This window comes from Psychroflexus maritimus (genome assembly GCF_011089875.1).
GTDB classification, from domain to species: domain Bacteria; phylum Bacteroidota; class Bacteroidia; order Flavobacteriales; family Flavobacteriaceae; genus Psychroflexus; species Psychroflexus maritimus.
Map to the genome: position 1 here is coordinate 236784 of NZ_JAANAS010000001.1, position 26107 is coordinate 262890.

The following is a 26107-nucleotide window of genomic DNA, read 5'->3' on the forward strand; positions in this document are numbered from 1 at the left end:
GTTATAATTTCATTATTGCTTCTTTAAATTGTCTGCCACGGTCTTCGTAATTTTCAAATAAATCAAAACTTGCACAAGCTGGAGACAACAAAACAGTTTCGTTAACTTCTGCTAATTTACTAGCCATTACAACTGCTTCTTCCATAGAAGTAGTTTCATAAATATCGTCAATTACGTTATTAAATGCCTGAATAATTTTTTGGTTATCTACCCCTAAACAAATAATGGCCTTCACTTTTTCATTCACTAATTCCATTAATTCAGCATAGTTGTTTCCTTTATCAACTCCTCCAACAATCCAAATGGTTGATTGCTTAACGCTATCTAACGCATAGTAAGTAGCGTTGATGTTGGTTGCTTTAGAGTCATTGATATAACTTATTGAGTTAAGTTTTACTACTTTTTCTAAACGATGCTCTACACCTTGAAAAGTTTCCATACTTTCTCTTATAGTTTCTTTTCTAATTTTCAACAATCTAGCCACTGCATTACTTGCCATTGCATTTTTGGCATTGTGATTTCCTTTTACATTCAAATCTGATACATTCATATCAAGTATATTGTTTTTAATTTTAATTATCATTTTTTCGTCTTCTAAATAAAGTCCATTTTCACCCTCGATCTTTTTAATTGACATAGGAATCAATTGACTTTTTACAGGATGTTTTTCTAAGGCTTTCAAAACTGATTCTTCGTCAGCATTATAAATAAGGTAATCGTTTTCATCTTGATTCATAGCTATTCTCATTTTAGAAGCTATATACTTATCAAAATCCATTTCATACCGGTCTAGGTGGTCTGGAGTAATGCTGGTAATTATAGCAATGTGTGGTTTAAATTTCGCTATGCCATCTAGTTGAAAACTACTCAATTCTAGAACGTAATTTTTACTAGGATTAACAGCTACTTGGAGAGCAAAACTTTGACCTATATTTCCCCCAACTGAAACATCTAGTCCAGCATTTTTGAGAATATGAAAAATCATATTAGTAACCGTTGTCTTTCCATTAGAACCTGTAATTCCTATTAGTTTTGCTGAAGTAAACCAAGAAGCAAATTCTATTTCAGAGATTACCTGAATGCCTTCTGACTTAGCTTTTACAACAAGCGGAGCATGGTCTGGAATGCCTGGACTTTTAACCAAGATTTGAGCCGCTAAAATCAACTCTTCAGAATGTTTACCTTCTTCCCATTTTATTTTATTATTTAAAAGAACATTTTTATATTTTTCTTGAAGCTTTCCTTGATCTGAAAGAAAAACCTCATACCCTTGTTTAATGGCTAAAACCGCTGCTCCTACTCCACTCTCTCCGCCGCCAAGTACCGCCAATTTTTTCATCCTTATCTTATTTTAAGGGTTACAATAGTGATGACAGCTAACAAAATTCCTATAATCCAAAACCGAACTACAATTTTACTTTCGTGCAAACCTTTCTTTTGGTAATGATGATGAAGTGGAGACATTAAGAAAACTCTTCTCCCTTCGCCAAATTTCTTTTTGGTATATTTAAACCAACTAACTTGCATAATTACTGAAAGGTTTTCAATAAAAAAGATACCACACAACAAAGGAATAAGCAATTCCTTTCTAGTGGCTATAGCAATTACGGCAATTATTCCTCCAATAGTTAAGCTTCCTGTATCTCCCATAAAAACTTGGGCTGGAAAAGTATTGTACCATAAAAATCCAACTAAAGCTCCAGCAAATGCAGCAATAAAAATTGTGGTTTCTCCCACCCTCGGAATGTTCATTACATTGAGGTAATTAGAAAAAATATAATTACCAGATATCCATGCAAAAATGCCTAAAGTAAGAACAATAATTGCGGAGCTTCCAGCTGCTAAACCATCTATCCCGTCAGTTAAATTAGCACCATTAGAAACGGCTGTAACAATAAAAATAACAATGGGAATAAAGATAATCCAAGCATATTTCTTTAGCGCTGGATTGATCCAAGTTATTAAATCTGAATAATCCAATTCATTTCCTTTAAGAAATGGAATATTTGTTTTGGTAGATTTTATTTCTTCACTTCTTGTTAATTCAACCTCTTGAGTTGCTTCATTAACAATTGCTTCTTGGGTATCTCTAATGGTAATATCTTCATGAAAATACATCGTAGTTCCAACAATAATACCAAGGCCTACTTGACCAATTACTTTAAATTTTCCTTGAAGCCCTTCTTTATTTTTTTTAAAGGTTTTTATGTAATCGTCTAAAAAGCCAATAGCTCCCATCCAAAGGGTGGTAACAATTAACAATAGAATATAAATATTGGTTAAGTTGGCAAATAAAAGCACCGGAATTAAGGTAGATAAAATAATGATTAATCCGCCCATGGTTGGTGTTCCTGCTTTTTCTTTTTGTCCTTTTAAACCTAAATCCCTTACACTCTCACCAACTTGTTTAGCCAACAAAAAGCGAATTATTTTTTTACCGAAAATAGTAGAAATTAACAAGGCTAAGATAATTGACATAGCCGCTCTAAAGGAAATGTACTGAAACAAACCTGCTCCTGGTATCGTATAATTAGTATCTAAATATTCAAATAAATAATACAGCATTGGCTTATTTGTTTAAATTTATGAGTGTTTCAGTTAGTATTTCCAGGTCGTTAAAAGGAGAGCGAACTCCATTCACTTCTTGATAAGTTTCATGTCCTTTACCAGCTACTAATATAATATCGCCAGGTTGAGCCATTTTACAAGCGGTTTTTATGGCCTGTTTTCTCGAGGTTATAGAAAGTAACTTAGAAGCATCTACTGGATTAACCCCAGCCTCCATAGCTTTAATAATAGCCTCAGGATCTTCTGTTCTTGGATTATCGCTGGTTAAAATTACCTGGTTACTTAAATTAGCAGCTATAGTTGCCATTAACGGACGCTTACTAGGGTCTCTATCTCCACCACAGCCTACAACTGTAATAAGTTGTTCATTTTTTGTTCTAATATCAGTAATTGTTTCAAGTACATTTTTCAATGCATCTGGAGTATGTGCATAATCAATAATACCCGTTATTTTATCCTTTTTTGAAACAAAATACTGAAAACGTCCAGCTACTGCTTTTAAGCCGCTAATAGTTTTGAGATTTTCTAATTCATCTACTCCTAAAAGTTTTGCTACCGCATAGACAGCCAATAAATTAGAGGCATTAAAACTACCTATTAAGCTAGAAAACACTTCTTGATCATTGATTTTCAAAAGCAATCCGTCAAAATTATTTTCAAGTATTTTCGCTCTAAAATCAGCATGAGATTTTAAAGCATAGGTGTATTTTTTTGCTTTCGAATTTTGAAGCATAAAAATTCCATTTTTATCGTCTTCGTTAGTTAATGCAAAAGCATTCTTAGGCAAATCGTCAAAAAGTTTCTTTTTTACATCTCTATAAGCTGAAAAGCTAGGATGATAATCAAGATGGTCATGACTTAAATTAGTAAAAACAGCCCCTGCAAAATCCAATCCAGCAGTTCGCTGTTGGTCAATACCGTGAGAGCTTACTTCCATAAAAGCATATTCTACGCCTTCATCACACATTTCATTAAGGTAATAATTAATGCTAAGTGAATCTGGTGTAGTAAGTTTTGTAGGGTAAATCAATTCATTCACCTTAATATTAACTGTAGATATAAGACCTACTTTTTTTCCTAAGCTTTTAAAATGCTGAAAAAGCAAACTTGAAATAGTAGTTTTTCCATTAGTTCCTGTTATTCCAACTAATTTTATTTTTTTTGAAGGATTATTGTAGAAATTAGAAGCAATGTAGGCCGCCGCAAGTCTTGAATCGGTTACTTTAATAAAAGTTACTCCCTTAAAACTGGAAACAGGAATCTCCTCACAAACTATTGCTAAAGCACCTTGTTGAATTGCAATTTCTATGAAGTCGTGCCCATCTGAAGCATTTCCTTTAATGGCAATAAACAAGTCGTTTAAACCTACTTTTCTAGAGTCAATATGAATTTCTCTTACCTGTTGAGAGGTGTTTCCTTCAACGGCTTCAATAGGAACTCTATACAATATGTCTTTTAAGGTATTCAATGAACTACTAAATTTACAGGTTGAACTTGATTAATTTTATTTCCATTAGGAATGGATTGCTGATGAACAATTTGTCCATTTCCAGTCAAACTTACTTGAAGCCCCATATTTTCAAGTAGGGTAATCGCATCCATAACCGGCATTCCTTTTACATTAGGCATTATAGTTTTGTATTTCTGAGCCATTTCAAAGTAATTTAAAAAGCTGCTTGAAGCAACTTCTATATCGGTTAAAAACACCTCATCTTGAATAGGGGTGTCTTTGTAGATTTTGTGTGCAATTTTCTGAAAAACAGGAGCGGCAACTGTACTTCCGTAATAGCCTTTTTGCGGATTAGGTTTATGAATAACAACAGAAACGGTATATTTAGGATTAGCTGAAGGAAAATAACCCACAAACGAAGAAATGTATCTTCCTGATTCTATCCAGTATTCAGTTTGACAAGTACCTGTTTTTCCAGCCATTGAAAAATTAGGATTATAAATACTTTTAGCTGTTCCTTTCTCCACTGTTTTTTCCATCAACTTTTGAAGAATTTGTGCGGTTTTTTTAGAACAGATAGATTTTGACTCTACCTCTTGTGTATAATCTTTTATCAGGTTATTTTTGTCTCTTATTTCCTTAACAAACCTAGGCTTAACGGCAACCCCATCATTAGCTATGGCATTGTAAAAATTGAGAATCTGCATAGAAGTTAAGGAAACTCCATAACCAAAAGAAAGCCATGGCAATGTAGTTCCGTACCAATTAGCATCTTCAGGATGTGGAATTTTAGGTGTACCTTCCCCTTTAATTGAAAAACCAATTTTTTCGTTTAAACCCATATTGTAAAGTCGATTTACAAATTTTTCGGGTTGGTTGCTGTAATTGTTCACCACCATTTGAGCAAATGCAGTATTAGAGGAAACTTGAAAAGCCTCTGCCAAGCTAATTTCTCCATATCCACCTATTCTTGAATCGCGAACTATTCGGTCGTAATATTTTATTTTTCCATTTTTAGTATCAACTAAATCGCTTGTATCAACAACTTGATCTTCTAAAGCAGCAGCAAGAGCCATCAACTTAAATGTAGAACCAGGTTCATGTGCTTCATAAATAGCATAATTTAATTTTTCATAGTACTTGCCAGAGGTGGCGCTTCTTCCTAAGTTAGAAATAGCTTTCACCTCTCCTGTCTTTGTTTCCATCACTACCACAGATCCATGGTCTGCTTCGTAAATTTCTAATTGCTCCAAAAGCGCGTGATGGGCTATATCTTGAATATTAACATCTAGAGTAGTAACCACATCATAACCATCAATGGGTTCAATTTCATTAATATCATTTATTGGCTTCCACTGTCCTTGAGCAATTTTTTGTTTCATTCGCTGACCTTTATCGCCTTTTAAATAATGATTAAAAGCTCCTTCAAAACCAACATTACCACGACCAATACTTCGTTCTGCAATTTTACCCAGTGGGTTTTCTCTCATTACTTCTTGTTCAGCAATTAGGCCACCTTTGTAAGCCCCTAGTTCAAATAAGGGAAATTCTCTAATCTTCATGTAGTCTGAATAATCTACATTTTTTGCTAAAAACAAATAACGATTATTGGTAGCTCGTGCTTTTTTAAATTTGTGTTGATAATGCGCAGGCGATTCACCAAACATTGCTGCTAGTGCCTTACTTAAAGGAATCAAATTTGCTTTAAAATTCTTTTCTGAAACAGTCACCGCATCAAATCTAATTTCATATTTAGGTACTGAAGTGGCTAGCAAATTCATTTCTGAATCGTAAATATTCCCTCGGTTGGGCGGTATAGTAAAATTCCTATACACCGTTTTTTCTGCTAAATCTTTGTATTTCTCTGCTTCCAAAAACTGAATCTGAAAAAGCTTAAAACCAACAAGCCCAGCTAAGACAACAAGGAGCCCTAACAAGAGATAAAATCTACTTAATATGTTTTTATTGTTGGTCATTTTCTGATTTAACTATTATTTTTTGTGGTGGCTCTTCAGATGTATAAATCCCTCTCCATCTCATTTGCCGGGCTATGGTAGATTCCATACGCTTTTGCATGAGTCGCTTTCGTGTATCTACAAATTCGCTTCTTAATTTTTTTACTTCATAATTAATAGAGGCAATTTCCATTACTTTTTGGTCTGCTTTGTGGGAGCTTCCAATCATTAAAATAGCTAAAAAAGTACAATAAAAAATGAATACCCAATTATTCAATGAGCCGTCACTAACCAAAAACTTACCTCGTATTATGTCTTGAAAATTGGTTTTCATGAAGCCTTTGGTTTTAGTATTCTTTCTGCTATCCTCAGTTTAGCACTTCTTGCTCTCGAATTTCCTTTTATTTCAGAATCACCTGGTACAATTAACTTGCCTACTTTTTTAAAGGGCACCAAAGGATTTCCGTAAAAATCTTTCTCCGTTTCTCCTTGAAACTTAGCGTTTCTTATAAATCGTTTTACCAAACGGTCTTCTAAAGAATGATAAGAAATCAAACTTATTCTTCCTCCTGGCTTTACCACAGCTTCAGTTTGCTCCAAAAAACTCTTTAAAGCTTCAATCTCTTGATTAACTTCAATCCGAAGCGCTTGATAAAACATAGCCAACATTTTGTTCAGTTTGCGTTCAGAAAAAAAACCACCTACCAATTCATTTAATTGCAGGGTTGTTTCAATGGGTGAAATTTGCCGTTGAGTTACTATTGCTGATGCTATTTTAGGGGCAATTCTAATTTCTGCATAATCTCTAATTAATTGAGTTAACTGTTCTTCTGAATAAGTATTAATGATATGATAGGCATCCAATTTGTCATTAGGATTCATTCGCATATCTAAACGCGCATCAAAGCGCAGTGAAAAACCGCGTTCCGCAACGTTAAATTGATGTGAAGAAACGCCAAAATCACCTAAAACACCATCTACTTCTTTCACCCCATTAAACCGAAGGAAGCGCTTCATATACTTGAAATTTTCAGGAATCAAAGTAAAGCGAGGGTCATCAATTCTGTTTTGCTGTGCATCGGGGTCTTGGTCAAAGGCGTAAAGCTTTCCATTTCCAGACAGTCGAGAAAGAATTTCTTGAGAATGACCACCCCCTCCAAAAGTTACATCTACATAAGTTCCTTCTGGGCGAATAGACAAACCATCAACGCTCTCCTTTAATAATACCGGTATGTGATAATTAGTTGCTGTCATCTTCTCCCATTACTTCTTCGGCTAAATCTGCAAAATCACTTACATCATCAATGCTAGATTCGTAGGTAGATTTATCCCAAATTTCAATTATATTAATAGCCGAGGCTACTACAACTTCTTTTTTTATCCCTGCAAAAGCTACTAAGTCTTTTGGAATTAGCAGACGCCCATTAGCATCTACATCTACCAGCTTTACTCCTGCGGTAAACTTTCTAATAAAATCATTGTTTTTTTTCTTGAAACGATTAAGTTTATTCAATTTTTGCATAAGCCCCTCCCATTCGTTCATAGGATATAACTCCAAACAATTTTGAAACACCGAACGCTTCAACACAAAGCCTTCTTCAAGCTTTGGCAAAAGCTGCTTCTTAATCCCAGAAGGCATTGACAATCGGGACTTAGCATCAACTTTACATTCGTATGTTCCTATTAAATGTGTCAAAACAATTATTTATAGTTCAAAAATATTAATTTTTTTACCACATTATACCACTTTTACCCACAATTGTTGATAAGTTTTTAATTATCAACGAAATTGCCTACTATAGTTGATTTACAAAAAGATAGACTTGTGAACAACTGAATTAAAATCCTACAAAACGAGTAAAAGAGCAAAGCTTTATCAATTAATTAGAGTCGAAATAGGAGAAAGTGGGAAAAAATAAAAAAATCAAACAAACCTAATCATATTAAAAGTCATCAAAAATATTATGCTTGCATAACTAAAGATAACAAAATGATTCTGTGCTAGTTGAACCACTTCAAAACCTTCTCGTAAGAATAAAATAATAGTGGGCATTAGTGTAAATACAATATTTTTATCTATACTTGTATAATTATACTATATTTGAAATTTGAAATTTTTTCAACCGAATGGACAAGAAAATACAGACAGAAGGTAAGTTTAAGTTTTATGAAGAAGGTGAAGGAACCCCGTTATTAATTCTACATGGATTAATGGGTGGTCTTAGTAATTTTGATGGCGTTGCTTCTTATTTTCCTGCGAAGGGCTATAAAGTTGTTATTCCAGAATTGCCAATATATTCTCTTCCACTACTTAAAACCAACATCAAAAACATTACAAGTTTTATTAAAGAATTCATTACTGCTAGAGGTTATGAACAGGTTATTCTTCTTGGAAATTCATTAGGCGGGCACATAGGTCTGCTAACCACCAAACTTTATCCTGAGCTAATTAAAGGCCTTGTTATTACAGGAAGTTCTGGACTTTATGAAAGTGCTATGGGTGACTCTTATCCTAAAAAAGGAGATTATGAATACATCAAAAAGAAAGCGCAAGATGTTTTTTATGACCCCGAAGTAGCTACACCAGAAATCATTGAAGACGTTTACGAAACCATTAAAGATAGAAATAAACTTATACGTATTCTAGCCATTGCTAAAAGCGCTATTAGACACAATATGGCCAAGGATTTACCAAACATGCACCAACCCACTTGTGTTATTTGGGGGAAACAAGATGAGGTTACGCCTCCTAAAGTTGCCGTTGAATTTGACCAACTACTCCCCAACTCAGAACTACATTGGATTGACCAATGTGGACACGCAGCTATGATGGAGCATCCTGCAGAATTTAATGCAATCTTAGAAAAGTGGCTTATCAAAAACCAGCTGTAAATGAAAATTACTTCAGCAGAATTTGTAATTAGCAACACCGATGTTTTAAAGTGTCCCAATTCAAAACTTCCAGAATACGCTTTTATTGGAAGAAGTAATGTGGGGAAATCTTCATTAATCAACAACCTAACGGGGAAGAAAAAACTAGCCATGGTTTCTGGAAAACCAGGAAAAACTAGGCTTATTAATCATTTTCTAATCAATAAAAACTGGCATTTAGTAGATTTACCTGGGTATGGTTACGCTAAAGTTAGTAAAACAGAAAAAAAGAAGTTTCAGCGTTTTATTGAAAGTTACTTTGAAAAAAGACATCAACTAGTCAATGCGTTTGTGTTGGTAGATTTGAGGCACGAACCTCAACCACTAGACCTCGAATTTATGCAATGGCTTGGAGTTAACGCTATTCCATTTTCTATTATTTTTACTAAAGCAGACAAACTAAAACCGAAAGCAGCAGAAAAAAATTTAGCTACTTACCAAGAGCAGTTGTTAACCCATTGGGAAGAATTACCTCCTTACTTTGTAACCTCTTCACAAACAGGTCAAGGTAAAGAAGATGTTTTAAACTACATTGACAACATCAATCAAAGCTTAATCAACTAAAATTCCGTTTAAGAAAATTAATGTTACATCATCAATTAAAGTTTGCTTGTCAATCCCTCCTCTTTTTTTAATCCATAAATGTAAATTTCGAAGGGTAGAAAGCAAACTAAATAAGACTATTTCTGAATGAATTGGTTTGAATTCCTGCTGCTGAATTCCATTTTCAATAATTAACCGCAGTGCCTCTTCGTAGGAATTTCGCATAAATTTAAATTCGTGCAAACTTGTTTCATCTAGATGAATCCAATCGTTATTTAATACAGCAATAGAATTTGGCCGTGCTATACTTAAATCGATGTGATGCGCTATAATTTTCCTAAGTTGTACCGCAGCTTTTTCGTTTTTCTCTAAACAATTAATGTGTTGCATAAATTCTTTAGCTAACTGCATTATAATTAGTTCAAGAATTTGATTTTTTGAATTAACATGATTGTAAATTGAAGCAGCTTTTATCCCTAAATCTTCTGCTAGATCGCGCATACTCATCGATGCAAAACCACGTTCACGTATGAGTTTTGCTGCTTTTTTCACAATTACACCTTGTTCAATTTTTGGTTTCATCTAAGCTAAAAAATAGTCGAAATTAAAAATCAAATGTACTTCTTTTTAAGGAAAAAGGTCAACTATTTAATAAATCAAGAAAAACCAAGCTTAAGCAGGTTTCCATTTTGCTTTTTCAAGGTCTATTTCTTTTTTTAAGCGTTGCTGGAAAAGCAAAAACTGTTGGTGTTTTTCGCTCTCAGGATGCCTGCTTTTGTGATTAACGCCTCTGTTGTATTGCTCTATTTTATTCATTAATTCAAATACAGAACTTTCAATATGAGTAGCTTTAAATTTTTCCCATACATAATCAATTCCTAAGCGATTGGGGTGTACTAAATCTGAAGCGTAAAACCTGTAATCCCTCAATTCGTCCTGAAAAATTTCAAAGGCAGGAAAATAATTTAGGCTTGGGTCTTTCGCTAATAAATCATGTAAAGCCACCTGAAGATGCGACTTGCTTCTGTTGTTTTCAATAATTCCATCTTTCACATGCCTCACCGGAGAAATTGTAAAACCTACTTGAATAGAAGGGTTTAAGCTTTTTAATAGATTCACTGATGTATATAAGCTTTTAAACAAATCACTCACACTAGTAAGTTCTTTGTTAAACTCTTTACTTGGAAGCTGATGACAATTAGCCACATAACGATTCTCCTTCTTATGAAAATACACAAAAGCACTTCCTAAACTTATCCAAACAAAATTTGTCTGCTGCAGGTAAGCATGCGTATGACTAATAACTTCATTGAGCTGATTGACTAATTTTTCTGAAGAGGTAGCCGATAATTTTGAATGCGCATCAAAACACCTAAAGATTCCTTGATGCTTAAAAACAGCTGCTGAGGTAAACCTGTGTTTTTTATACACCAGCTTTAGAAAGTTCTCTATACTGTAAGGATGAAAAAAAGTACCTAAAGGATTAGTTATGCAATCAAATTCAAAATAAGCAAGTCGATTAAAAATATGATCACTAAAACAAGAACCTATAAAAGCGGTTTTATGCGAATAATTCAAAGGTTGTTTAGCTTTTTTTAAAGGAACTTCTAATGTCAATTTCATAGCTTACTATTTTCTCACCAATCAAAATTATGCATAAAAATTAAGTAATTGGATGCGATTTTAAATAGGCATTGTAGTATTCTTTTTGTCCTGTTACTTCCTGACCTAACCATACTGGTTTTTCAAAAGTTTCCTTGGCGTCTTGAAGTTCAACTTCAGCTATCAACAAACCATTATGCTTGCCATGAAATTCATCTACTTCAAAAGTATGCTTTCCTGCTTTTACTAAATAGCGGGTTTTTTCAATCAGAAATTCTTCGCATAAAGCAAGTAATTGTTTGGCTTCCTGAAGCGGAATTTCTTTTTCCCATTCAAAACGTGAAGTTCCATCAGCAGAAGATTTTCCTTTAACAGTAATCCAGGCTTGTTCATTACTTACGCGAATTCTCACTGTTCTTTCTGGCGTAGAGTTTAAATACCCTTGCACCAAATGGGTTTGTTGAAAAGCTTCCTGTTTAAAATCGGTATTAGTTACTAAAAACTTGCGTTCTATTTCTTGCATGGAGTGATTGTCTTTAGAATTCAAAGGTAAATTAAACATGACTTAGAATATGAAGAAAAGCTTCTGATTTGTTCTGCCTGAGTAATTTTATTAAAAAAACAAACGATGTTTTACTTTTGTAATAAGTTTTGACTTAAAAAAGTAAACATCTTTGAATTCAAGAAGTTATAAAATTGACTTAATCATAAAGCATTTTTTTAATGAAACTCAATTACCTTTCAGGCGGATACCTATTCAATATTTTAGCTACAATTTCATTGATAAAAGCTTCTTTTTTATCCATGCTTTGCGACAAAATACCTTCCCCCATGCCTTGCCAAACTAACCGATTGCTTTGTTTATCAATGAAATCAATGTATAAAATACCTTCGGTGGTTCGGTGAACACTGTTCATGGGCATTCCCATTCCCCAACCCCAGCCCATTCCCCAGCCCCAGTTATTCCACACATTTACATAATCTTGTTCTTCTGTAAAAATGTTGATTAACAAATCGGGGTTGGAAGACTTCATCATTCCTTTTTGGCTTAGTTCTCTGTCTATGGCGCGCAAAATTCGGCGTTTATCTAAATCAGAAATTTCAACTGCATCAATACCTGGCTTGTAAAAAGCAAAGGTTTTGTATTGAGAAAAATCAATCTCCCTATCGTAATCTGAAGTTACACTTATGCTTGAACACGAACTTAGCGTGCTCAAACCAATCAAAAATCCTACAAAAATAATCGCCGCTCTCATGTTTACATATTTTCTAGAAGCGCATCATCAACTTTATTGGGAATACTTACTTTTAGTTTTGGTTCCATTTCCATGGCGCGTTTAATAGCAAAAATAGCTTCGTCATTTCTCGCCCAAGAACGTCTTGCAATTCCGTTGTTCACATCCCAATGAAGCATTGAATGCAACTTGTTGTTTGCATTAGAACTACCATCAAGAAGCATACCAAATCCACCGTTAATTACTTCGCCCCAGCCAACGCCACCACCGTTGTGAATACTTACCCAGGTAGCGCCTCTAAAGCTATCGCCAATTACATTGTGAATGGCCATATCAGCCGTAAATTTACTTCCGTCATAAATATTGGAAGTTTCACGGTAAGGCGAATCTGTTCCAGATACATCGTGATGATCTCTTCCTAAAATTACGGGGCCAATTATTCCGGCTTCAATGGCTTTATTAAAAGCTTCGGCTATTTTCATTCTTCCCAAAGCATCAGCATACAAAATCCTTGCTTGAGAACCTACCACCATTTGATTTTCTTGCGCTCCCTTAATCCATTTGATGTTATCCTCCATTTGTTGCTGAATTTCTTCGGGCGCATCTTGCTTTAAATGTTCTAAAACTTCGGTAGCAATTTCATCAGTTTTGGCTAAATCTTCTGGATTTCCAGAGGCACAAACCCACCTAAATGGACCAAATCCGTAGTCAAAACACATTGGCCCCACAATATCTTGTACGTAACTAGGGTAAGCAAAAGGTGCATTGGGATCGCCAAGGGTTTCTTGATTTACCAAATTACCATTGCTATCTTTAAAAACTTTAGCACCAGCTCTTGAAGCTTCTAGTAAAAAAGCATTTCCATAATCAAAGAAATAGGTTCCTTTTTTGGTATGTGCATTAACTGCTTCTGCATGTCTTATCAGACTTTCTTTCACTATTTTTTTGAAATCCTCCGGTTGCTCGGCTATCATTTGGTTTGCTTCTTCGTAAGAATAACCCACTGGATAATAACCACCAGCCCAAGGATTATGCAAAGAGGTTTGATCACTTCCTAAATCAATATGAATATTTTCTTCATCAAACTTTTCCCATACCTCAACTACATTTCCATCATAAGCAATAGAAACCACTTCTTTGTTAGCCATAGCTTCCTTAACGCGATGAGTAAGTTGGTCTAAATCGCTGATCACTTCATCCACCCATCCCTGACTATGTCGTGTTTGAGTAGCTTTTAGATTCACTTCCGCACAAACCGTTACACAACCAGCAATATTCCCCGCTTTGGGTTGAGCTCCACTCATTCCGCCAAGACCAGCGGTTACAAACAGACCACCTTCAGGCGATTTATTTATTTTTCTAAATCCGTTTAATACGGTAATTGTCGTTCCATGCACAATTCCCTGTGGACCAATATACATATAACTTCCTGCGGTCATTTGCCCATACTGTGAAACGCCCAGCGCATTAAATTTCTCCCAATCGTCTGACTTGGAATAGTTAGGTATTACCATTCCGTTGGTTACCACAACTCGCGGTGCATTTTTATGCGAAGGAAAAAGCCCCATCGGATGCCCAGAATACATCACTAAAGTTTGTTCGTCGGTCATTTCAGACAAATACTGCATAGTGATTAAATACTGTGCCCAATTTTGAAAAACACCGCCATTTCCTCCGTAGGTAATTAATTCATGAGGATGTTGTGCCACAGCGTGATCCAAGTTATTTTGAATCATCAACATAAGGGCTTTTGCTTCTAAGCTATTTCCTGGATATTCATGAATTGGACGCGCATAGATTTTATAATCCGGTCTAAACCGATGCATATAAATTCTACCATAAGTTTCTAACTCTTCTTTAAACTCTGGAATTAAAATAGCGTGATGCTTAGATTCAAAATAACGTAAAGCATTTCTTAAGGCTAGTTTTTTCTCTTCAGCAGTAAGAATTTGCTTTCTAATAGGTGCATGATTAACACTTTCTTCGTAAGGTTTTGGCGCTGGCAATTCAGCAGGAATACCTTGTTTAATTGCCGATGCAAAAGTTAATGTTGTTTCCATTTATTCTTGTTTTTTATTGTACCCGTAAGGACAATGCCGGCAACCGCTTTTACAGCAATATCCACGCTTAAGGTGGTACTGTTGGGTAAAGCATTTGTAGCCTTCAGGAGTTAAGTAGTAATCGCCTTTTTCAATAGGGATTCTCTTTTTCACTTGTACTAATTTTATACAAATTTACATAAACTAAAAGTAAATAAGAAGCCAACTTCCTAATCTTGAGAATTAATTAACCCCGAGTAATGTAAATAGTGATTTAACTAGTCATTGAAACTTTAGCCTAATTTCTTTAAAAACATTTTAAATTAAAAAAATTGAAGATTAGAGGGGTGTTGCATATAATTCCGATTTCAATTGAAACAATGCAGCTAAACAATAAAATTCTACCTTTGTAGGTCAAAAATAAATATAATATGCGGAAAGCTTTTCACGGAAACCTACTTTATTTTAAAGCAGACCCAAACTTGGATAGTGATGCTTTAGTGCATTTGCCCAATCATGTTTTAATGACAAAAAATGGAATCATTGAAGCGGTGAAGCATTTTGCTGAAGTCACTACTGCTGAAAAATTTGAATTAGAATGGCACGATTACCAAAACCAATGGATTGTTCCGGGGTTTATAGATACGCATATTCATTATCCGCAAACTGAAATGATTGCAGCCTACGGCGAAGCTTTATTAGAATGGTTAGAAAAATATACCTTCCCTACCGAGATGAAGTTTGACGATCCCAATTACGCAAAAGAAATTTCTTCTTTCTTTCTGAATGAATTACTCAGTAACGGAACAACCACAGCCTTGGTCTTTGGGAGTGTTCATAAAAACTCGGTGGATGCTTTTTTTGAAGAAGCTGAAAAGCGAAACCTGAGAATGATTTGCGGCAAAGTAATGATGGACAGAAATGCGCCTGAAGCTTTGCAAGACACGCCCGAATCTAGCTATAAAGAAAGCAAAGAATTAATTGAAAAATGGCATGGCAAAAAACGATTAAGCTATGCGGTAACTCCTCGTTTTGCTATCACTTCAAGCCCCGAACAACTTCAAAAAGCAGGGAGACTATTAAAGGAATTTCCAGGTATCTATTTGCATACACATCTTTCTGAAAATAAAAATGAAATTGAATTTACTCAGCAACTTTTTCCTAAAGCAAAAAATTACTTAGATGTTTATAAACAGGCTAATCTGCTTACAAAAAAGTCGGTTTTTGCACACTGCATTCATTTGAAAGACGAAGAATGGAATGAATTAGCTCATAAACAATGTAATATTGCTTTTTGTCCGACTTCAAATTTATTTCTTGGAAGTGGTCTTTTCAACTTAGAAAAGGCAGAAAAAATGGGTATTGATGTTGGAATGGGAACAGATGTAGGTGCAGGAACCAGCTTTAATATGTTTAACACATTAAATGAAGCCTACAAAGTAACTCAGCTAAGAAAAGGCATGTTTTCTAATGAAAGTAAAAAATCACTTTCGCCTTTAAAGGCTTTCTATTTAGCTACTTTAGGCGGAGCAAAAGCACTGAGTTTAGATAACAAAATAGGCCAATTAAATCCAGGAATGGAAGCCGATTTCAATATCATTCATCCTGCGGTAAATTCGCTTCAAAAACTTAGAATGAAATCGGCCAACACCATCGAAGAACAACTTTTTGTACTTCAAATATTAGGTTATAAAGAAAATATTACAGCGACTTATATTTTAGGAGAAAAATATAAGTTACCTCATGATTTTGAAAAATAAAACAACGAATATATAGGCAGTTCAATAACTAAACTAAAATTTTATCTAATTAATTAAAGATTGGTATCATACCAATTTTACTATTAAATGTCGTTAAGAGAGCGAAATTGCTTTTTTCATATATAACGCTGTGAATAATTTGCATAGCAGGGTTAAGGAAATTGTAAACAAGGAAATATATGGGAAAATGAATGAGCTAAATAGCGTCATTTGATGGTTAAATTGGTATCAGTTAGCTATGGCGTAAAAACGAGCTCCATAAGTAGTTGAATTTTCTTTTTCAACACGCTTTAAATAAACTTCATTTTTCACAGGTAAGACAGATTTATTTGTTCGCTTTAAATACAAGTCTTTATAGGTTTCAAAGGATATAGCTTGGGCTTTTTCTAAAGTTTCAAAGAGGTTGGTTTTCTTTATTTGTTCCTTCCATTCAGCTTCAACTTCAGCTTCAAAAACTTTAGCTTTTGCTCCGCTTCCATAAGCCATAAATCCAAGTGTATGCTTGCTTAGATTTTGATTTTCCTTAGCTGAAAAATATAAGGCGGAAAGCAAACCTAAAAACAATGAACCTGTGTAAATATTACCTACTTTTCCAGAAGCAATTTCTGCTGGATAAATTTTTTCCTGAACAATTTTCTTGTAAGCCTCAGACTTACTAAAAGCTTTCCATTTATCGGCTTCAGTGGCCCCTTGAAAAGAAGAATTTAGCTCAGGTTGTTCCTCGGCAATGAGTTGCCAAAACATTCTCCTAGCTTGAAAACAATAAGGTAAATGCATTAAAATCAATGACCAATTTTTGTAACAAGGTGTGTTGGATGCTTTCTGTTTTTTTAAATCATAATAAGCTTCTTTAACGCGTTCTAGGTAAGACTGATTAGAATATTGACCATCAAAAACGGGTTGTTCTCTAGCCACTAATAATTCTTCTTCATAATGAGAAAAATGGTCGGCAGCTACATTTGAATTTAAAATTTGCCTTTTCTGAAAGCTTCGTTTGGGTTTGAAAAAATCAAAGACGCCTCTACTAGAAACCCCGGATTCAAGCGGAAAGCTTAGCAATTTTGGATGAGCTTCAATAAGCATTGCCACAGCACCAGCACCTTGGGTGTATTCGCCAGTTGAACTCAAATCGTATTTAGCAAAATCTGAACAAACTACAAGGCATTTTTTCTCAGGTCTTAAACGAACGTAATCTAAGCAATTCTGCAAGGCATCTACTCCACCAATACAAGCAAAGGTGAGGTCAACTACATCGCAATGTGGGTTTTCATCATCAAACTTTTCTGCTAAAATAGGCAAAAGAAAACTGGCTAGAGGTTTTGAACTATCTAGAGCACTCTCAGTTCCTACATAAATTCGATCTATTTGACTAGGTTTTAAGTTCTCTGTCTCCATTAATTTAATCACGGCATTAGCCGCAAAGCAAACAACATCTTGATGAACATCTGGAAAAGACATACGCTGTAAACCTAAGCCTTTTTCTAACTTGGCTGCTTCAATAGCTCTTTCTTTAGCTAAGTCTTCAATGGGAAGATAAATTTTAGGTACGTCAAAATGAATACTGGAAATTCCTATTTTCATAAGTTTTTTTTAAAGCAAATTTTAATAATTATTAGCAGGAATCCCAATTTAATAGGTTTTTTATTTAAGTTGTTGTTCATTTTTACAGATAATTCGGTTTTATTCATTTTTTCTGTAATATTCAAAAAAATAAGGCTTAAATTTTGGTAAGCTGATAGATATCATTTTAAAAAGTGAGTATATGTTTCACCTTTGTTCTATAAATTAAAAAACAGGATTATGAAACAGAGAGTAGCCGTATCAAAAATAATGACCGATAATTTAGTGAAACTGAACTTAAACGATAGCTTAACAAAAGCCGAATCGCTTTTCAAAAAAAACAAAATTAGACATTTACCTGTGGTTTCAGGAGATGAAATAGTAGGAATGTTAAGCTATACCGACTTGCTAAGAATTTCTTTTGCCGATGCTACTGATGATGGCGGAGATAGTGTAGAAACAACGGTTTACGACATGTTTACGTTAGAACAAGTAATGACAAGTCATGTAAAAACCGTTCAAGCAGATGACAATGTTAAAGATGTAGCAGAAATTTTTACTAATGCAGAATTTCACGCTTTACCTGTTGTTCAAAACAATAAATTGGTTGGAATTGTAACTACTACAGATATCATTAAATACTTAGTAAATCAATATTAAGTACTTAATTAAAATTTAATTAGTTCAACTATCAGCTGTTTCAACCCTTTGAAGCAGCTTTTTTTTAGGATAAAATTTACTTGAAAATTGAAACTAGAAAGAAAATAGCAAGGTCTTAATCCAGTTCACAAAATTCAAAATAAGTCCGTAAAATTCCTTATAATTGCAAGAACAGTCGGTTTTAAAACAAACCACTTAAACATACAATAATCTTAAACTAGTTGTAAGATGATTATCAAAAAAGTAAATAATGTACAAGAAGCCTTAACAGGTGTAAAAGATAGTATGACCTTTATGTTAGGTGGTTTTGGTTTATGCGGTATTCCAGAAAACAGCATCAATGAATTAGTGAATTTAAATGTAAAAGACATTACCTGTATTTCCAACAATGCTGGGGTAGATGATTTTGGGTTAGGACTTTTGCTGAAGAAAAAGCAAATAAAAAAAATGATTTCTTCTTATGTAGGAGAAAACGCTGAATTTGAACGGCAAATGTTAAGTGGCGAATTGGAGGTAGATTTAGTACCGCAAGGAACTTTAGCAGAACGTTGTAGAGCAGCACAACACGGAATTCCAGCGTTTTTCACACCAGCAGGTTACGGCACCGAAGTTGCCGAAGGAAAAGAGGTACGTGACTTTAACGGCAAACCCCATATTATGGAAACTGCCTTTCATGCCGATTTTGCTTTTATTAAAGCCTGGAAAGGCGATGAGGCAGGAAATCTAATCTTTAAAGGTACCGCCAGAAATTTCAATCCCGTAATGTGTGGAGCAGCAAAAATTACAGTAGTTGAAGTTGAAGAATTGGTGAAGCCAGGTGAATTAGACCCTAACTTTGTACATGTGCCCGGTGTTTTTGTTCAACGAATTTTTGAAGGTAAAAATTACGAAAAAAGAATTGAACAGCGAACCACTAAAGAAGCCTAAATTAACCCCTTAAAGAAAGAAAAATGTTAGATAAAAATGGAATTGCAAAACGCATAGCTCAAGAAGTAAAGGACGGTTATTATGTGAACTTAGGAATTGGTATTCCTACCTTAGTAGCAAATTACGTGCGTGATGACATACAAGTGGAATTTCAAAGCGAAAACGGTATTTTAGGAATGGGCCCTTTCCCTACTGAAGCAAATGTAGATGCCGATTTAATTAATGCGGGCAAACAAACCATCACCGCACGAAAAGGAGCTAGTTTTTTTGATTCTGCCATGAGTTTTGGTATGATTAGAGGACAGCACGTAGATTTAACTATTTTAGGCGCTATGGAAGTAGCCCAGAATGGAAATATTGCCAACTGGAAAATCCCCGGAAAAATGGTAAAAGGTATGGGAGGCGCAATGGATTTAGTTGGTTCAGCAAAAAATATTATTGTGGCTATGATGCACACTAATAGAGCAGGACAATCTAAACTTTTAAAAGAGTGCTCTCTCCCGCTAACAGGCGTTAAATGTGTAACTAAAATTGTTACCAATTTAGCAGTTTTAGAAATTGTTGATGGAAAATTCAAACTTTTGGAACGCGCGCCAGGAATTAACATTGAAGAAATTAAAAAAGCGACAGAAGGTGATTTACTTATCCCTGAAAATGTAACTGAAATGAAAATGTAGCTATGTCATTATTAAATCGATTAAGGCTTGTCCTGTTAGTCTGTTTTCAATCCGTTATAGGTCAAGAATCTAAAATGCCTATTTCAGATGAATTTGCTCATACCTACTCAATTATAGCAATTGACCAAGAAGAAGGCTTGATGGCTGTTGGTGTGCAAAGTCATTGGTTTAATGTTGGGCGTATTGTTCCTTGGGCAAAAGCTGGCGTTGGTGTTATTGCCACGCAGTCGTTTGCAAATACAAAACTTGGTTATGAAGGCTTGAAATTACTTACCAAAAACATGCATCCTGAAGAAGTCCTCAGTAAACTTTTAACCGAAGACGAGGGTGTAGATTACAGGCAATTTGCAATTTTAGATGCACAAGGAAGAATTTCGAGCTTTACTGGCGAAAAGTGTATTCAGAATGCTACACACTACATAGGTGAAAACTACTCGGTGCAAGCTAATATGATGGTTAACGATCAAGTAGTGCCTAGCATGAGTTTAGCTTTTGAAGAAAATAAAAATTTACCGCTTCCAGAGCGAGTTTTAGAAGCATTAAAAGCAGCTCAAGAGGCCGGTGGAGATATTAGAGGTCAACAATCTGCTGCATTGATTGTAGTTCAAATTTCTCCCAACAAAGGAGAAGAAGAAAAAGAACCAGAAATTGATTTAAGAGTTGAGGACGCCAACCGTCCTATAAATCAATTAGAACGCTTATTGAATGTACATAGAGGTTATGAGTTTATGAATCAAGCTGATGTAGCTTTAGAACATAAAGATTATCCAACAGCGCTAGAACTTTATAACAAAGCCGAAGATTTAATGCCGACTAATATCGAGTTGCAATTTTGGAAATCGATAGCAATTATTAGTTCAGGTGATGAAAAAAGAGGGGTTAAATCACTTAAAAAAGTCATCAAGGGAAATGTAAATTGGCAAAAGTTATTTTTACAACTTGCCAACGAAGGTTTCTTAGAAATTTCTAAGGAAGTCTATGAAGAAATAGAGCACCTATAAATTTATGGCAGCAATTTTCAGGTTTAAAGAATTTGAGGTTAACCAAGACCAATGCGCCATGAAAATTGGCACAGATGCCGTACTTCTGGGAGCTTGGATAAATTTAAATACGCATTTGTACAACAGCTTAGATATTGGCGCAGGAACTGGCATTATCGCGCTACAAGTCGCACAAAGAAGTAATGCACAAGAAATCGATGCTCTTGAAGTTAATGACCAAGCCTACGAGCAGTGCGTAGAAAACTTTGAAAATTCCCCTTGGAATGACCGCTTATTTTGTTACCATGCAAGTTTACAAGAATTTGTAGATGAAATGGATGCTACCTACAATCTAATTGTTTCAAATCCTCCTTTTTACGAGCAAACAGCAAAGGCTATAAATGCGAGAAATGAGGCCAGGTTTACACAGCATTTAAGCTTTCAAGATTTGCTTTTTGGCGTCAATCAGCTTCTTGATGAAGCAGGTGTTTTTGCTTGTGTAATTCCTTTTCAAGAGCAATCAAAATTCATCAAACTGGCTAAAGAAAACAATCTTTTTTTACATCGAATTTGCAAAGTAAGAGGCCAGCCTTCCTCTGAATTTAAACGCAGTTTAATGGAGTTTAAAAAACATAAGCCCGAAGAAGTTCAAGAAGAAGAGTTAACTATTGAACTCAGCCGACACAATTACACCCAAGAATACATCAACCTTACAAAAGATTTTTATTTGAAGATGTAGGTGAGTTTCTAATAACCCAAACCACAGATTATGACTTTGTGATTATAATCTAACTCAGGTTAAAAAGAACTTCTTACCTTTGCACAACTTTACAAAAGCTGAATATGATTAAGTCAATGACAGGTTACGGGAAGAGCCTTTGCCAACTTCCTACTAAAAATATTAGCATAGAAATTAAGTCGCTAAACAGTAAAAATTTAGACCTTAATGCTAGAATGCCCTCGCAATATCGAGAAAAAGAACTTGAAATGAGGCAACAAATAGCTGCTTCATTACAACGTGGAAAGGTTGATTTTTCTATGCAACTTGAACTCACTGGCGAAGAAACTTCGGCTAAAATCAACCACCAGGTTGTAAAAGCTTACCTCAACGAACTTCAGCAAATTAAGCTAGTTGATGAGACTCAAAATGCAAAAATGCTTGAGCTTGCTTTATCGCTACCCGATTCAGTTTCAAATGATAAATCGGAAGTAGAAGCCACTGAATTTGAAGCTATAAAAAGCAGTATTTCAGAGGCTTTAGAGAAAATCAATGAGTACCGATTAGATGAAGGAAAAGCCTTAGAAAAAGACTTCAGATTAAGAATAAAGCGCTTGCAAGAATTACTTGAACAAGTGATTGAAATTGATCCTGAACGAATTAAAAATGTGAGAGAGCGACTTCAAAATTCAGTAAAAGAACTCAAAACTGAAGTAGATGAAAACAGGTTTGAACAAGAGTTGGTTTTTTATATTGAAAAATATGATATTACTGAAGAAAAAATTAGATTAGACAATCATTTGAATTACTTTTTAGAAAGTCTTTCTTCAAAAGATTCTAACGGAAAAAAACTCAACTTTATTGGTCAAGAAATTGGAAGAGAAATCAATACTATTGGAAGTAAGTCTAATTTTGCTCCTATGCAGAAATTAGTGGTTGAGATGAAGGATGAATTAGAAAAAATTAAGGAACAAATGCTCAATGTTTTATAAATGGAAAATCAAGGGAAGTTAATAGTTTTTTCAGCACCTTCTGGTTCAGGAAAAACGACTATTGTTCGATATTTATTAGGCAAAGAAGAACTCAATTTAGACTTTTCAATTTCTGCAACTTCTCGCGCTCCTCGTAATCATGAAAAAGAAGGTACAGACTACTACTTCATGTCTTTAACTACATTTAAAAATCATATTAAAAATGATGATTTTCTAGAATGGGAAGAAGTGTATAGAGATAATTTCTACGGTACTTTAAAAAAGGAAGTTGAACGCATTTGGGCACAAGGAAAACACGTGGTCTTTGATATTGATGTGGTAGGTGGATTAGACATTAAAAAAATATATCCAGAACGTACCTTAGCTGTTTTTGTTCAACCACCAAGTATTGAAGAGTTAAAGATTAGATTAAAAAAGCGTAAGACAGAATCTGACGACAAAATTAATATGCGGGTAGCTAAAGCTTCTATTGAATTAGCCACTGCACCCCAATTTGATCATATTATTGTTAATAACGAGCTTAATGTAGCCTTAGAAGAAGCTTATGATTTGGTCAAAGAATTTATTGAAAAGTAATTAATTAATCATCAGAATTACTAAGAACAAAAATCAAAATTTGAATTTTAAAAATGCAAAAGCGTGTAGGTCTTTATTTTGGAAGTTTTAATCCTATTCATATTGGACATCTTATTTTAGCCAATCATCTAGTTGAATTCACCAACTTAGACGAAGTTTGGTTAGTGATTACTCCACAAAGTCCATTCAAAAAGAAAGCTTCTTTGTTAGACAACCACCACCGATTTGAATTAGTGTATAGAAGTCTAGAAAAATATGAGCATTTAAAAGCATCTGATATTGAATTTAAAATGCCAACCCCAAATTATACTGCAAAAACCTTAGCAGTTTTAGAAGAAAAACACCCCGATTATTTATTTAATTTAATTATGGGGGAAGATAATTTGGTAAGTTTTCATAAGTGGAAGAATTATGAAACTATTTTAGAACGACATGAGTTGTACGTTTGTCCTAGAATGACTAAAAAAGAGATTCCAAAACAGTTTCAAAATCATAATAAAATTCATTTTACAAATACCCCAATTATTGATATTTCAGCCAGTATGATTAGAAAAGCCATTAAGGATGAAAAAAATGTAGTTCCATTACTTCCTGCAGAAGCGTGGAACTACATTGATGAAATGAATTTTTATAGAAACTAATCCTTATTCAAACTTAAAATTTTTTTCACAAATAAGCATAGGAGCTAATATCCTTAATTTATCAAAACTTTATTTACTTGAACTTTTAGTCTTTCTAGGTAGTATCCCAAAAAGTGTGTAATTGATATTTCTCTTTTTTTTCAAATTTACTTTATTTTTTTAAATTAGGCAAAGCCTTATGGAGGCGTAGCCGGAATAAGGCTTTGCCTAATCTTCCCATTTGAATTTATCTTTTTCATAGTCTAATTTAGGTACTTTTCTGCTATAACAAGATTTATCCATTGCCACTCCACCTAATAATAGCAATGCGGCATCTACATTAGGGAGAGCTCCTCTCATTCTTGTAGTTCGTCTAAAATCTCTATTGAGTCTCTCTATCCAATTGGTGGTATAGATCATGTTACGCATACGGTAGTCATATTCGTAGAATGTAAAGTAATACTGTGTCCTTAAATCTTGTTTTTTCTTGGTAAAGCTTGTGTAGTATTTACTCCATTTATCACACATTGAGTTGAACCGCTCTATTGCATTGACTTTATTATCTTTCTTGTTGTTGGTATAAAACACTTCCTTAAAATCTTCTGCAAACTCTTTTTTATGCTTTTGCTTTACATAACTTGACATATGTCGCTGTAAGTGAACAACACAAAGTTGAATTGAAGCTTTTGAGAAGTGGAAAGCGATACTATTTTCTATCCCAGCTAATGCATCGCTTACAAATAAATCTGCCTTTTCTACCCCTCTGGACTTGATATCTTCGAAAATAATTTTCCATTGCTCTGCCCCTTCTGTAGGTGCATTATAAATACCTAGCACTTCTCTAGTTCTGTCTGGTCTTACAGCTAATAACACATAATAAGCTTCTTTAGATACACTATCTACTCGCCTTGTAGGTAAGAATACACAATCTATATATACAATTGGATAATAGTCAAATAAAGGACGTTTAAGCCAAGTTTTAATATCCTCTCTAGCGCTATTGAACATTCTGCTCACTTGAGAGGTCGAATATTTTTTGCCGTAAATAATGTCAAAGGTCTCGCCAACCTGTTCAGTAGTTAACCCTTTTTTGTAGAGATCAAAGGCAATGGCATGAGCTTCTGATTCCTGGTTCTTAAGTAATGCTAAAATGGTTGGATAAAACCCATTACGAGTACGGGGTACGCTTAATTCAATTGCTTTTTGATGACCAAAGGCCTTACGAGTACGATAACCATTGCTATAATCTTGATTTAACTCATTAAAAACTTCGCGCTCTGACTTCATTATAGCTTCTAAGCTAGTTTGTAAAATCTTGTTTAATCCATCTTCTTCATTAATGATACTCTCGATAATTTCTGTAATTTGCGGTTGTGTAAAGTTCATGATATTTGTTATTTAAATTTCTCGATTTAAAAATATCAATTTTTGGACTTTACACACTTTTTGGGACAGTATCCTTAAAACTTTAAATTTTATTTGATATCTTTGTAAATCTTCTGATTTAGAACCATTTGACCTAATTAAAAAACAATAAAATAACTTGATATGAAATACATATACAACACACTATTATTAGTTTTCATTTTGACTTTAACCTCAGTGATGAATGCGCAAAACCCCAACTTTTATTTACACGAAAACGGAGTAACCTGTATGTGTCCAGATGCCGCCATTGGTGAAACCGGCGTGGTTAACGGTGTAACATATACAAAAAGAACCAGCGAACAAATAACTCCTCAAAACGCCGCCACTACTTGTACCAGTGGGATTACGGATTTGAGTTATTTGTTTTGGGACGTAACGCTAAATCAATCTATAATTTCTTGGGATGTTAGTAATGTAACTAATATGCAATGGATGTTTCACGGCGCTAATTTCAACCAAGCTATTGGAATTTGGGATGTGGGTAATGTAACCAATATGGAGGGCGTATTTTACGGCACAAACTTCAATCAACCTATAGGAAATTGGAATGTAAGTAATGTTAATAACATGTCCAGAATGTTTGACAGCTCAGCTTTTAATCAAGCGATCGGAAACTGGGATGTGAGTAATGTAACTAATATGCACGGTTTGTTTGCCGCATCAAACTTTAATCAATCTATATCTAATTGGAATGTAAGTAATGTTAATAACATGTCCAGAATGTTTGACAGCTCAGCTTTTAATCAAGCGATCGGAAACTGGGATGTGAGTAATGTTAATAACATGTCCAGAATGTTTGAGGCCTCGGCTTTTAATCAATCTATTAGTAATTGGAATGTAAGTAATGTTACAAACATGGAACGTATGTTTCATCATGCGCTAAACT

General features: G+C 34.4%; 27 protein-coding genes. 12 read left to right on the forward strand and 15 right to left on the reverse strand.

Annotated features, from left to right (window positions below; all coding sequences use genetic code 11):
- Position 1: 1 nt before the first annotated feature.
- The 7 genes from murD to mraZ are packed head-to-tail and all read right to left on the reverse strand — an operon-like array spanning position 2 to position 7669.
- Entirely contained in the window at positions 2–1339 is a 1338-nt protein-coding gene (gene murD / locus G7034_RS01050) for a UDP-N-acetylmuramoyl-L-alanine--D-glutamate ligase (protein WP_166399096.1), read from the reverse strand.
- 2 nt (positions 1340–1341) lie between these two features.
- A complete protein-coding gene (gene mraY, locus G7034_RS01055; protein WP_166399097.1) occupies positions 1342–2565 on the reverse strand; it encodes a phospho-N-acetylmuramoyl-pentapeptide-transferase in 1224 nt (407 codons plus the stop codon).
- Positions 2566–2569: 4 nt separating this feature from the next.
- Positions 2570–4036 (reverse strand): UDP-N-acetylmuramoyl-L-alanyl-D-glutamate--2,6-diaminopimelate ligase, encoded by a 1467-nt coding sequence (locus tag G7034_RS01060; RefSeq protein WP_166399098.1) that lies wholly within the window; start codon positions 4034–4036, stop codon positions 2570–2572.
- Positions 4033–5994: a penicillin-binding protein gene (locus G7034_RS01065; protein WP_166399099.1), complete on the reverse strand. Its 1962-nt coding sequence runs from the start codon at positions 5992–5994 to the stop codon at positions 4033–4035. The genes G7034_RS01060 and G7034_RS01065 overlap by 4 nt, the downstream gene beginning before the upstream one ends.
- The gene (locus tag G7034_RS01070) at positions 5981–6307 is read right to left on the reverse strand and encodes an FtsL-like putative cell division protein (protein ID WP_166399100.1); all 327 of its coding nucleotides are present in this window, start codon (positions 6305–6307) and stop codon (positions 5981–5983) included. The genes G7034_RS01065 and G7034_RS01070 overlap by 14 nt, the downstream gene beginning before the upstream one ends.
- The gene (gene rsmH, locus G7034_RS01075; RefSeq protein WP_166399101.1) at positions 6304–7227 is read right to left on the reverse strand and encodes a 16S rRNA (cytosine(1402)-N(4))-methyltransferase RsmH; all 924 of its coding nucleotides are present in this window, start codon (positions 7225–7227) and stop codon (positions 6304–6306) included. The genes G7034_RS01070 and rsmH overlap by 4 nt, the downstream gene beginning before the upstream one ends.
- A complete protein-coding gene (gene mraZ / locus G7034_RS01080; protein ID WP_166399102.1) occupies positions 7214–7669 on the reverse strand; it encodes a division/cell wall cluster transcriptional repressor MraZ in 456 nt (151 codons plus the stop codon). The genes rsmH and mraZ overlap by 14 nt, the downstream gene beginning before the upstream one ends.
- A gap of 431 nt (positions 7670–8100) precedes the next feature.
- On the opposite strand from mraZ, the gene G7034_RS01085 reads away from it, so the two are divergent.
- Together G7034_RS01085 and yihA are read left to right on the forward strand one after the other, a co-directional pair.
- Positions 8101–8865, forward strand: coding sequence for an alpha/beta fold hydrolase (locus G7034_RS01085; protein ID WP_166399103.1), 765 nt, complete (start codon positions 8101–8103; stop codon positions 8863–8865).
- Entirely contained in the window at positions 8866–9468 is a 603-nt protein-coding gene (yihA, locus tag G7034_RS01090; RefSeq protein WP_166399104.1) for a ribosome biogenesis GTP-binding protein YihA/YsxC, read from the forward strand.
- On the opposite strand, the gene G7034_RS01095 is transcribed toward yihA, so the two are convergent.
- The 6 genes from G7034_RS01095 to G7034_RS01120 form a co-directional block, all read right to left on the reverse strand.
- Positions 9457–10029: a TetR/AcrR family transcriptional regulator gene (locus G7034_RS01095; protein ID WP_166399105.1), complete on the reverse strand. Its 573-nt coding sequence runs from the start codon at positions 10027–10029 to the stop codon at positions 9457–9459. The two genes, yihA and G7034_RS01095, sit on opposite strands and share 12 nt — an antisense overlap.
- Positions 10030–10119: 90 nt before the next feature.
- Positions 10120–11070 (reverse strand): GSCFA domain-containing protein, encoded by a 951-nt coding sequence (locus tag G7034_RS01100; protein ID WP_166399106.1) that lies wholly within the window; start codon positions 11068–11070, stop codon positions 10120–10122.
- A 40-nt stretch (positions 11071–11110) separates the two neighbouring features.
- Positions 11111–11572 carry a CYTH domain-containing protein gene (locus tag G7034_RS01105; protein WP_166399133.1) on the reverse strand — a complete coding sequence of 154 codons (462 nt, stop codon included), beginning with the start codon at positions 11570–11572 and terminating at the stop codon, positions 11111–11113.
- A 211-nt stretch (positions 11573–11783) separates the two neighbouring features.
- A complete protein-coding gene (locus G7034_RS01110; RefSeq protein WP_166399107.1) occupies positions 11784–12305 on the reverse strand; it encodes a DUF4136 domain-containing protein in 522 nt (173 codons plus the stop codon).
- Positions 12306–12307: 2 nt separating this feature from the next.
- Positions 12308–14344 (reverse strand): urocanate hydratase, encoded by a 2037-nt coding sequence (locus G7034_RS01115; protein ID WP_166399108.1) that lies wholly within the window; start codon positions 14342–14344, stop codon positions 12308–12310.
- On the reverse strand, positions 14345–14497 hold the full coding sequence (locus G7034_RS01120; RefSeq protein WP_166399109.1) for a DUF5522 domain-containing protein: 153 nt from the start codon (positions 14495–14497) through the stop codon (positions 14345–14347). It abuts the gene before it with no gap.
- Positions 14498–14754: 257 nt separating this feature from the next.
- On the opposite strand from G7034_RS01120, the gene guaD reads away from it, so the two are divergent.
- Positions 14755–16083: a guanine deaminase gene (gene guaD, locus G7034_RS01125; protein ID WP_166399110.1), complete on the forward strand. Its 1329-nt coding sequence runs from the start codon at positions 14755–14757 to the stop codon at positions 16081–16083.
- Positions 16084–16311: 228 nt separating this feature from the next.
- Here guaD and G7034_RS01130 read toward each other — a convergent pair whose 3' ends face one another.
- Positions 16312–17664: a hydroxymethylglutaryl-CoA synthase family protein gene (locus G7034_RS01130; RefSeq protein WP_166399111.1), complete on the reverse strand. Its 1353-nt coding sequence runs from the start codon at positions 17662–17664 to the stop codon at positions 16312–16314.
- 219 nt (positions 17665–17883) lie between these two features.
- On the opposite strand from G7034_RS01130, the gene G7034_RS01135 reads away from it, so the two are divergent.
- The 8 genes from G7034_RS01135 (at position 17884) to nadD (ending at position 23814) form a co-directional block, all read left to right on the forward strand.
- Positions 17884–18303 (forward strand): CBS domain-containing protein, encoded by a 420-nt coding sequence (locus G7034_RS01135; RefSeq protein ID WP_166399112.1) that lies wholly within the window; start codon positions 17884–17886, stop codon positions 18301–18303.
- A 228-nt stretch (positions 18304–18531) separates the two neighbouring features.
- Positions 18532–19230: a CoA transferase subunit A gene (locus tag G7034_RS01140; RefSeq protein ID WP_166399113.1), complete on the forward strand. Its 699-nt coding sequence runs from the start codon at positions 18532–18534 to the stop codon at positions 19228–19230.
- 23 nt (positions 19231–19253) lie between these two features.
- Positions 19254–19907, forward strand: a complete 654-nt coding sequence (locus G7034_RS01145; RefSeq protein ID WP_166399114.1) for a CoA transferase subunit B — start codon at positions 19254–19256, stop codon at positions 19905–19907.
- Between the two features lie 2 nt (positions 19908–19909).
- Entirely contained in the window at positions 19910–20908 is a 999-nt protein-coding gene (locus tag G7034_RS01150; protein ID WP_166399115.1) for a DUF1028 domain-containing protein, read from the forward strand.
- A 4-nt stretch (positions 20909–20912) separates the two neighbouring features.
- Positions 20913–21626: a tRNA1(Val) (adenine(37)-N6)-methyltransferase gene (locus G7034_RS01155; RefSeq protein ID WP_166399116.1), complete on the forward strand. Its 714-nt coding sequence runs from the start codon at positions 20913–20915 to the stop codon at positions 21624–21626.
- A 104-nt stretch (positions 21627–21730) separates the two neighbouring features.
- Positions 21731–22597 (forward strand): YicC/YloC family endoribonuclease, encoded by an 867-nt coding sequence (locus G7034_RS01160; protein ID WP_166399117.1) that lies wholly within the window; start codon positions 21731–21733, stop codon positions 22595–22597.
- Positions 22598–23173 (forward strand): guanylate kinase, encoded by a 576-nt coding sequence (gmk, locus tag G7034_RS01165; protein ID WP_166399118.1) that lies wholly within the window; start codon positions 22598–22600, stop codon positions 23171–23173.
- Positions 23174–23226: 53 nt separating this feature from the next.
- Positions 23227–23814, forward strand: a complete 588-nt coding sequence (gene nadD, locus G7034_RS01170) for a nicotinate (nicotinamide) nucleotide adenylyltransferase (protein ID WP_166399119.1) — start codon at positions 23227–23229, stop codon at positions 23812–23814.
- A gap of 207 nt (positions 23815–24021) precedes the next feature.
- On the opposite strand, the gene G7034_RS01175 is transcribed toward nadD, so the two are convergent.
- Positions 24022–25179 (reverse strand): IS256 family transposase, encoded by a 1158-nt coding sequence (locus G7034_RS01175; RefSeq protein WP_166399120.1) that lies wholly within the window; start codon positions 25177–25179, stop codon positions 24022–24024.
- 162 nt (positions 25180–25341) lie between these two features.
- Between G7034_RS01175 and G7034_RS01180 the strand changes: the two genes are divergently transcribed.
- A partial coding sequence (locus G7034_RS01180; RefSeq protein WP_166399121.1) for a BspA family leucine-rich repeat surface protein occupies positions 25342–26107 on the forward strand: 766 nt, incomplete at its 3' end.

Bases quoted from the DNA above. Each gene is read 5' to 3' on its own strand.
- murD (WP_166399096.1), bottom strand. From the start codon at position 1,339: ATGAAAAAATTGGCGGTACTTGGCGGCGGAGAGAGTGGAGTAGGAGCA.
- mraY (WP_166399097.1), bottom strand. From the start codon at position 2,565: ATGCTGTATTATTTATTTGAATATTTAGATACTAATTATACGATACCA.
- G7034_RS01065 (WP_166399099.1), bottom strand. From the start codon at position 5,994: ATGACCAACAATAAAAACATATTAAGTAGATTTTATCTCTTGTTAGGG.
- G7034_RS01070 (WP_166399100.1), bottom strand. From the start codon at position 6,307: ATGAAAACCAATTTTCAAGACATAATACGAGGTAAGTTTTTGGTTAGT.
- rsmH (WP_166399101.1), bottom strand. From the start codon at position 7,227: ATGACAGCAACTAATTATCACATACCGGTATTATTAAAGGAGAGCGTT.
- G7034_RS01085 (WP_166399103.1), top strand. From the start codon at position 8,101: ATGGACAAGAAAATACAGACAGAAGGTAAGTTTAAGTTTTATGAAGAA.
- yihA (WP_166399104.1), top strand. From the start codon at position 8,866: ATGAAAATTACTTCAGCAGAATTTGTAATTAGCAACACCGATGTTTTA.
- G7034_RS01095 (WP_166399105.1), bottom strand. From the start codon at position 10,029: ATGAAACCAAAAATTGAACAAGGTGTAATTGTGAAAAAAGCAGCAAAA.
- G7034_RS01100 (WP_166399106.1), bottom strand. From the start codon at position 11,070: ATGAAATTGACATTAGAAGTTCCTTTAAAAAAAGCTAAACAACCTTTG.
- G7034_RS01105 (WP_166399133.1), bottom strand. From the start codon at position 11,572: ATGCAAGAAATAGAACGCAAGTTTTTAGTAACTAATACCGATTTTAAA.
- G7034_RS01110 (WP_166399107.1), bottom strand. From the start codon at position 12,305: ATGAGAGCGGCGATTATTTTTGTAGGATTTTTGATTGGTTTGAGCACG.
- G7034_RS01115 (WP_166399108.1), bottom strand. From the start codon at position 14,344: ATGGAAACAACATTAACTTTTGCATCGGCAATTAAACAAGGTATTCCT.
- guaD (WP_166399110.1), top strand. From the start codon at position 14,755: ATGCGGAAAGCTTTTCACGGAAACCTACTTTATTTTAAAGCAGACCCA.
- G7034_RS01130 (WP_166399111.1), bottom strand. From the start codon at position 17,664: ATGAAAATAGGAATTTCCAGTATTCATTTTGACGTACCTAAAATTTAT.
- G7034_RS01135 (WP_166399112.1), top strand. From the start codon at position 17,884: ATGAAACAGAGAGTAGCCGTATCAAAAATAATGACCGATAATTTAGTG.
- G7034_RS01140 (WP_166399113.1), top strand. From the start codon at position 18,532: ATGATTATCAAAAAAGTAAATAATGTACAAGAAGCCTTAACAGGTGTA.
- G7034_RS01145 (WP_166399114.1), top strand. From the start codon at position 19,254: ATGTTAGATAAAAATGGAATTGCAAAACGCATAGCTCAAGAAGTAAAG.
- G7034_RS01150 (WP_166399115.1), top strand. From the start codon at position 19,910: ATGTCATTATTAAATCGATTAAGGCTTGTCCTGTTAGTCTGTTTTCAA.
- G7034_RS01155 (WP_166399116.1), top strand. From the start codon at position 20,913: ATGGCAGCAATTTTCAGGTTTAAAGAATTTGAGGTTAACCAAGACCAA.
- G7034_RS01160 (WP_166399117.1), top strand. From the start codon at position 21,731: ATGATTAAGTCAATGACAGGTTACGGGAAGAGCCTTTGCCAACTTCCT.
- gmk (WP_166399118.1), top strand. From the start codon at position 22,598: ATGGAAAATCAAGGGAAGTTAATAGTTTTTTCAGCACCTTCTGGTTCA.
- nadD (WP_166399119.1), top strand. From the start codon at position 23,227: ATGCAAAAGCGTGTAGGTCTTTATTTTGGAAGTTTTAATCCTATTCAT.
- G7034_RS01175 (WP_166399120.1), bottom strand. From the start codon at position 25,179: ATGAACTTTACACAACCGCAAATTACAGAAATTATCGAGAGTATCATT.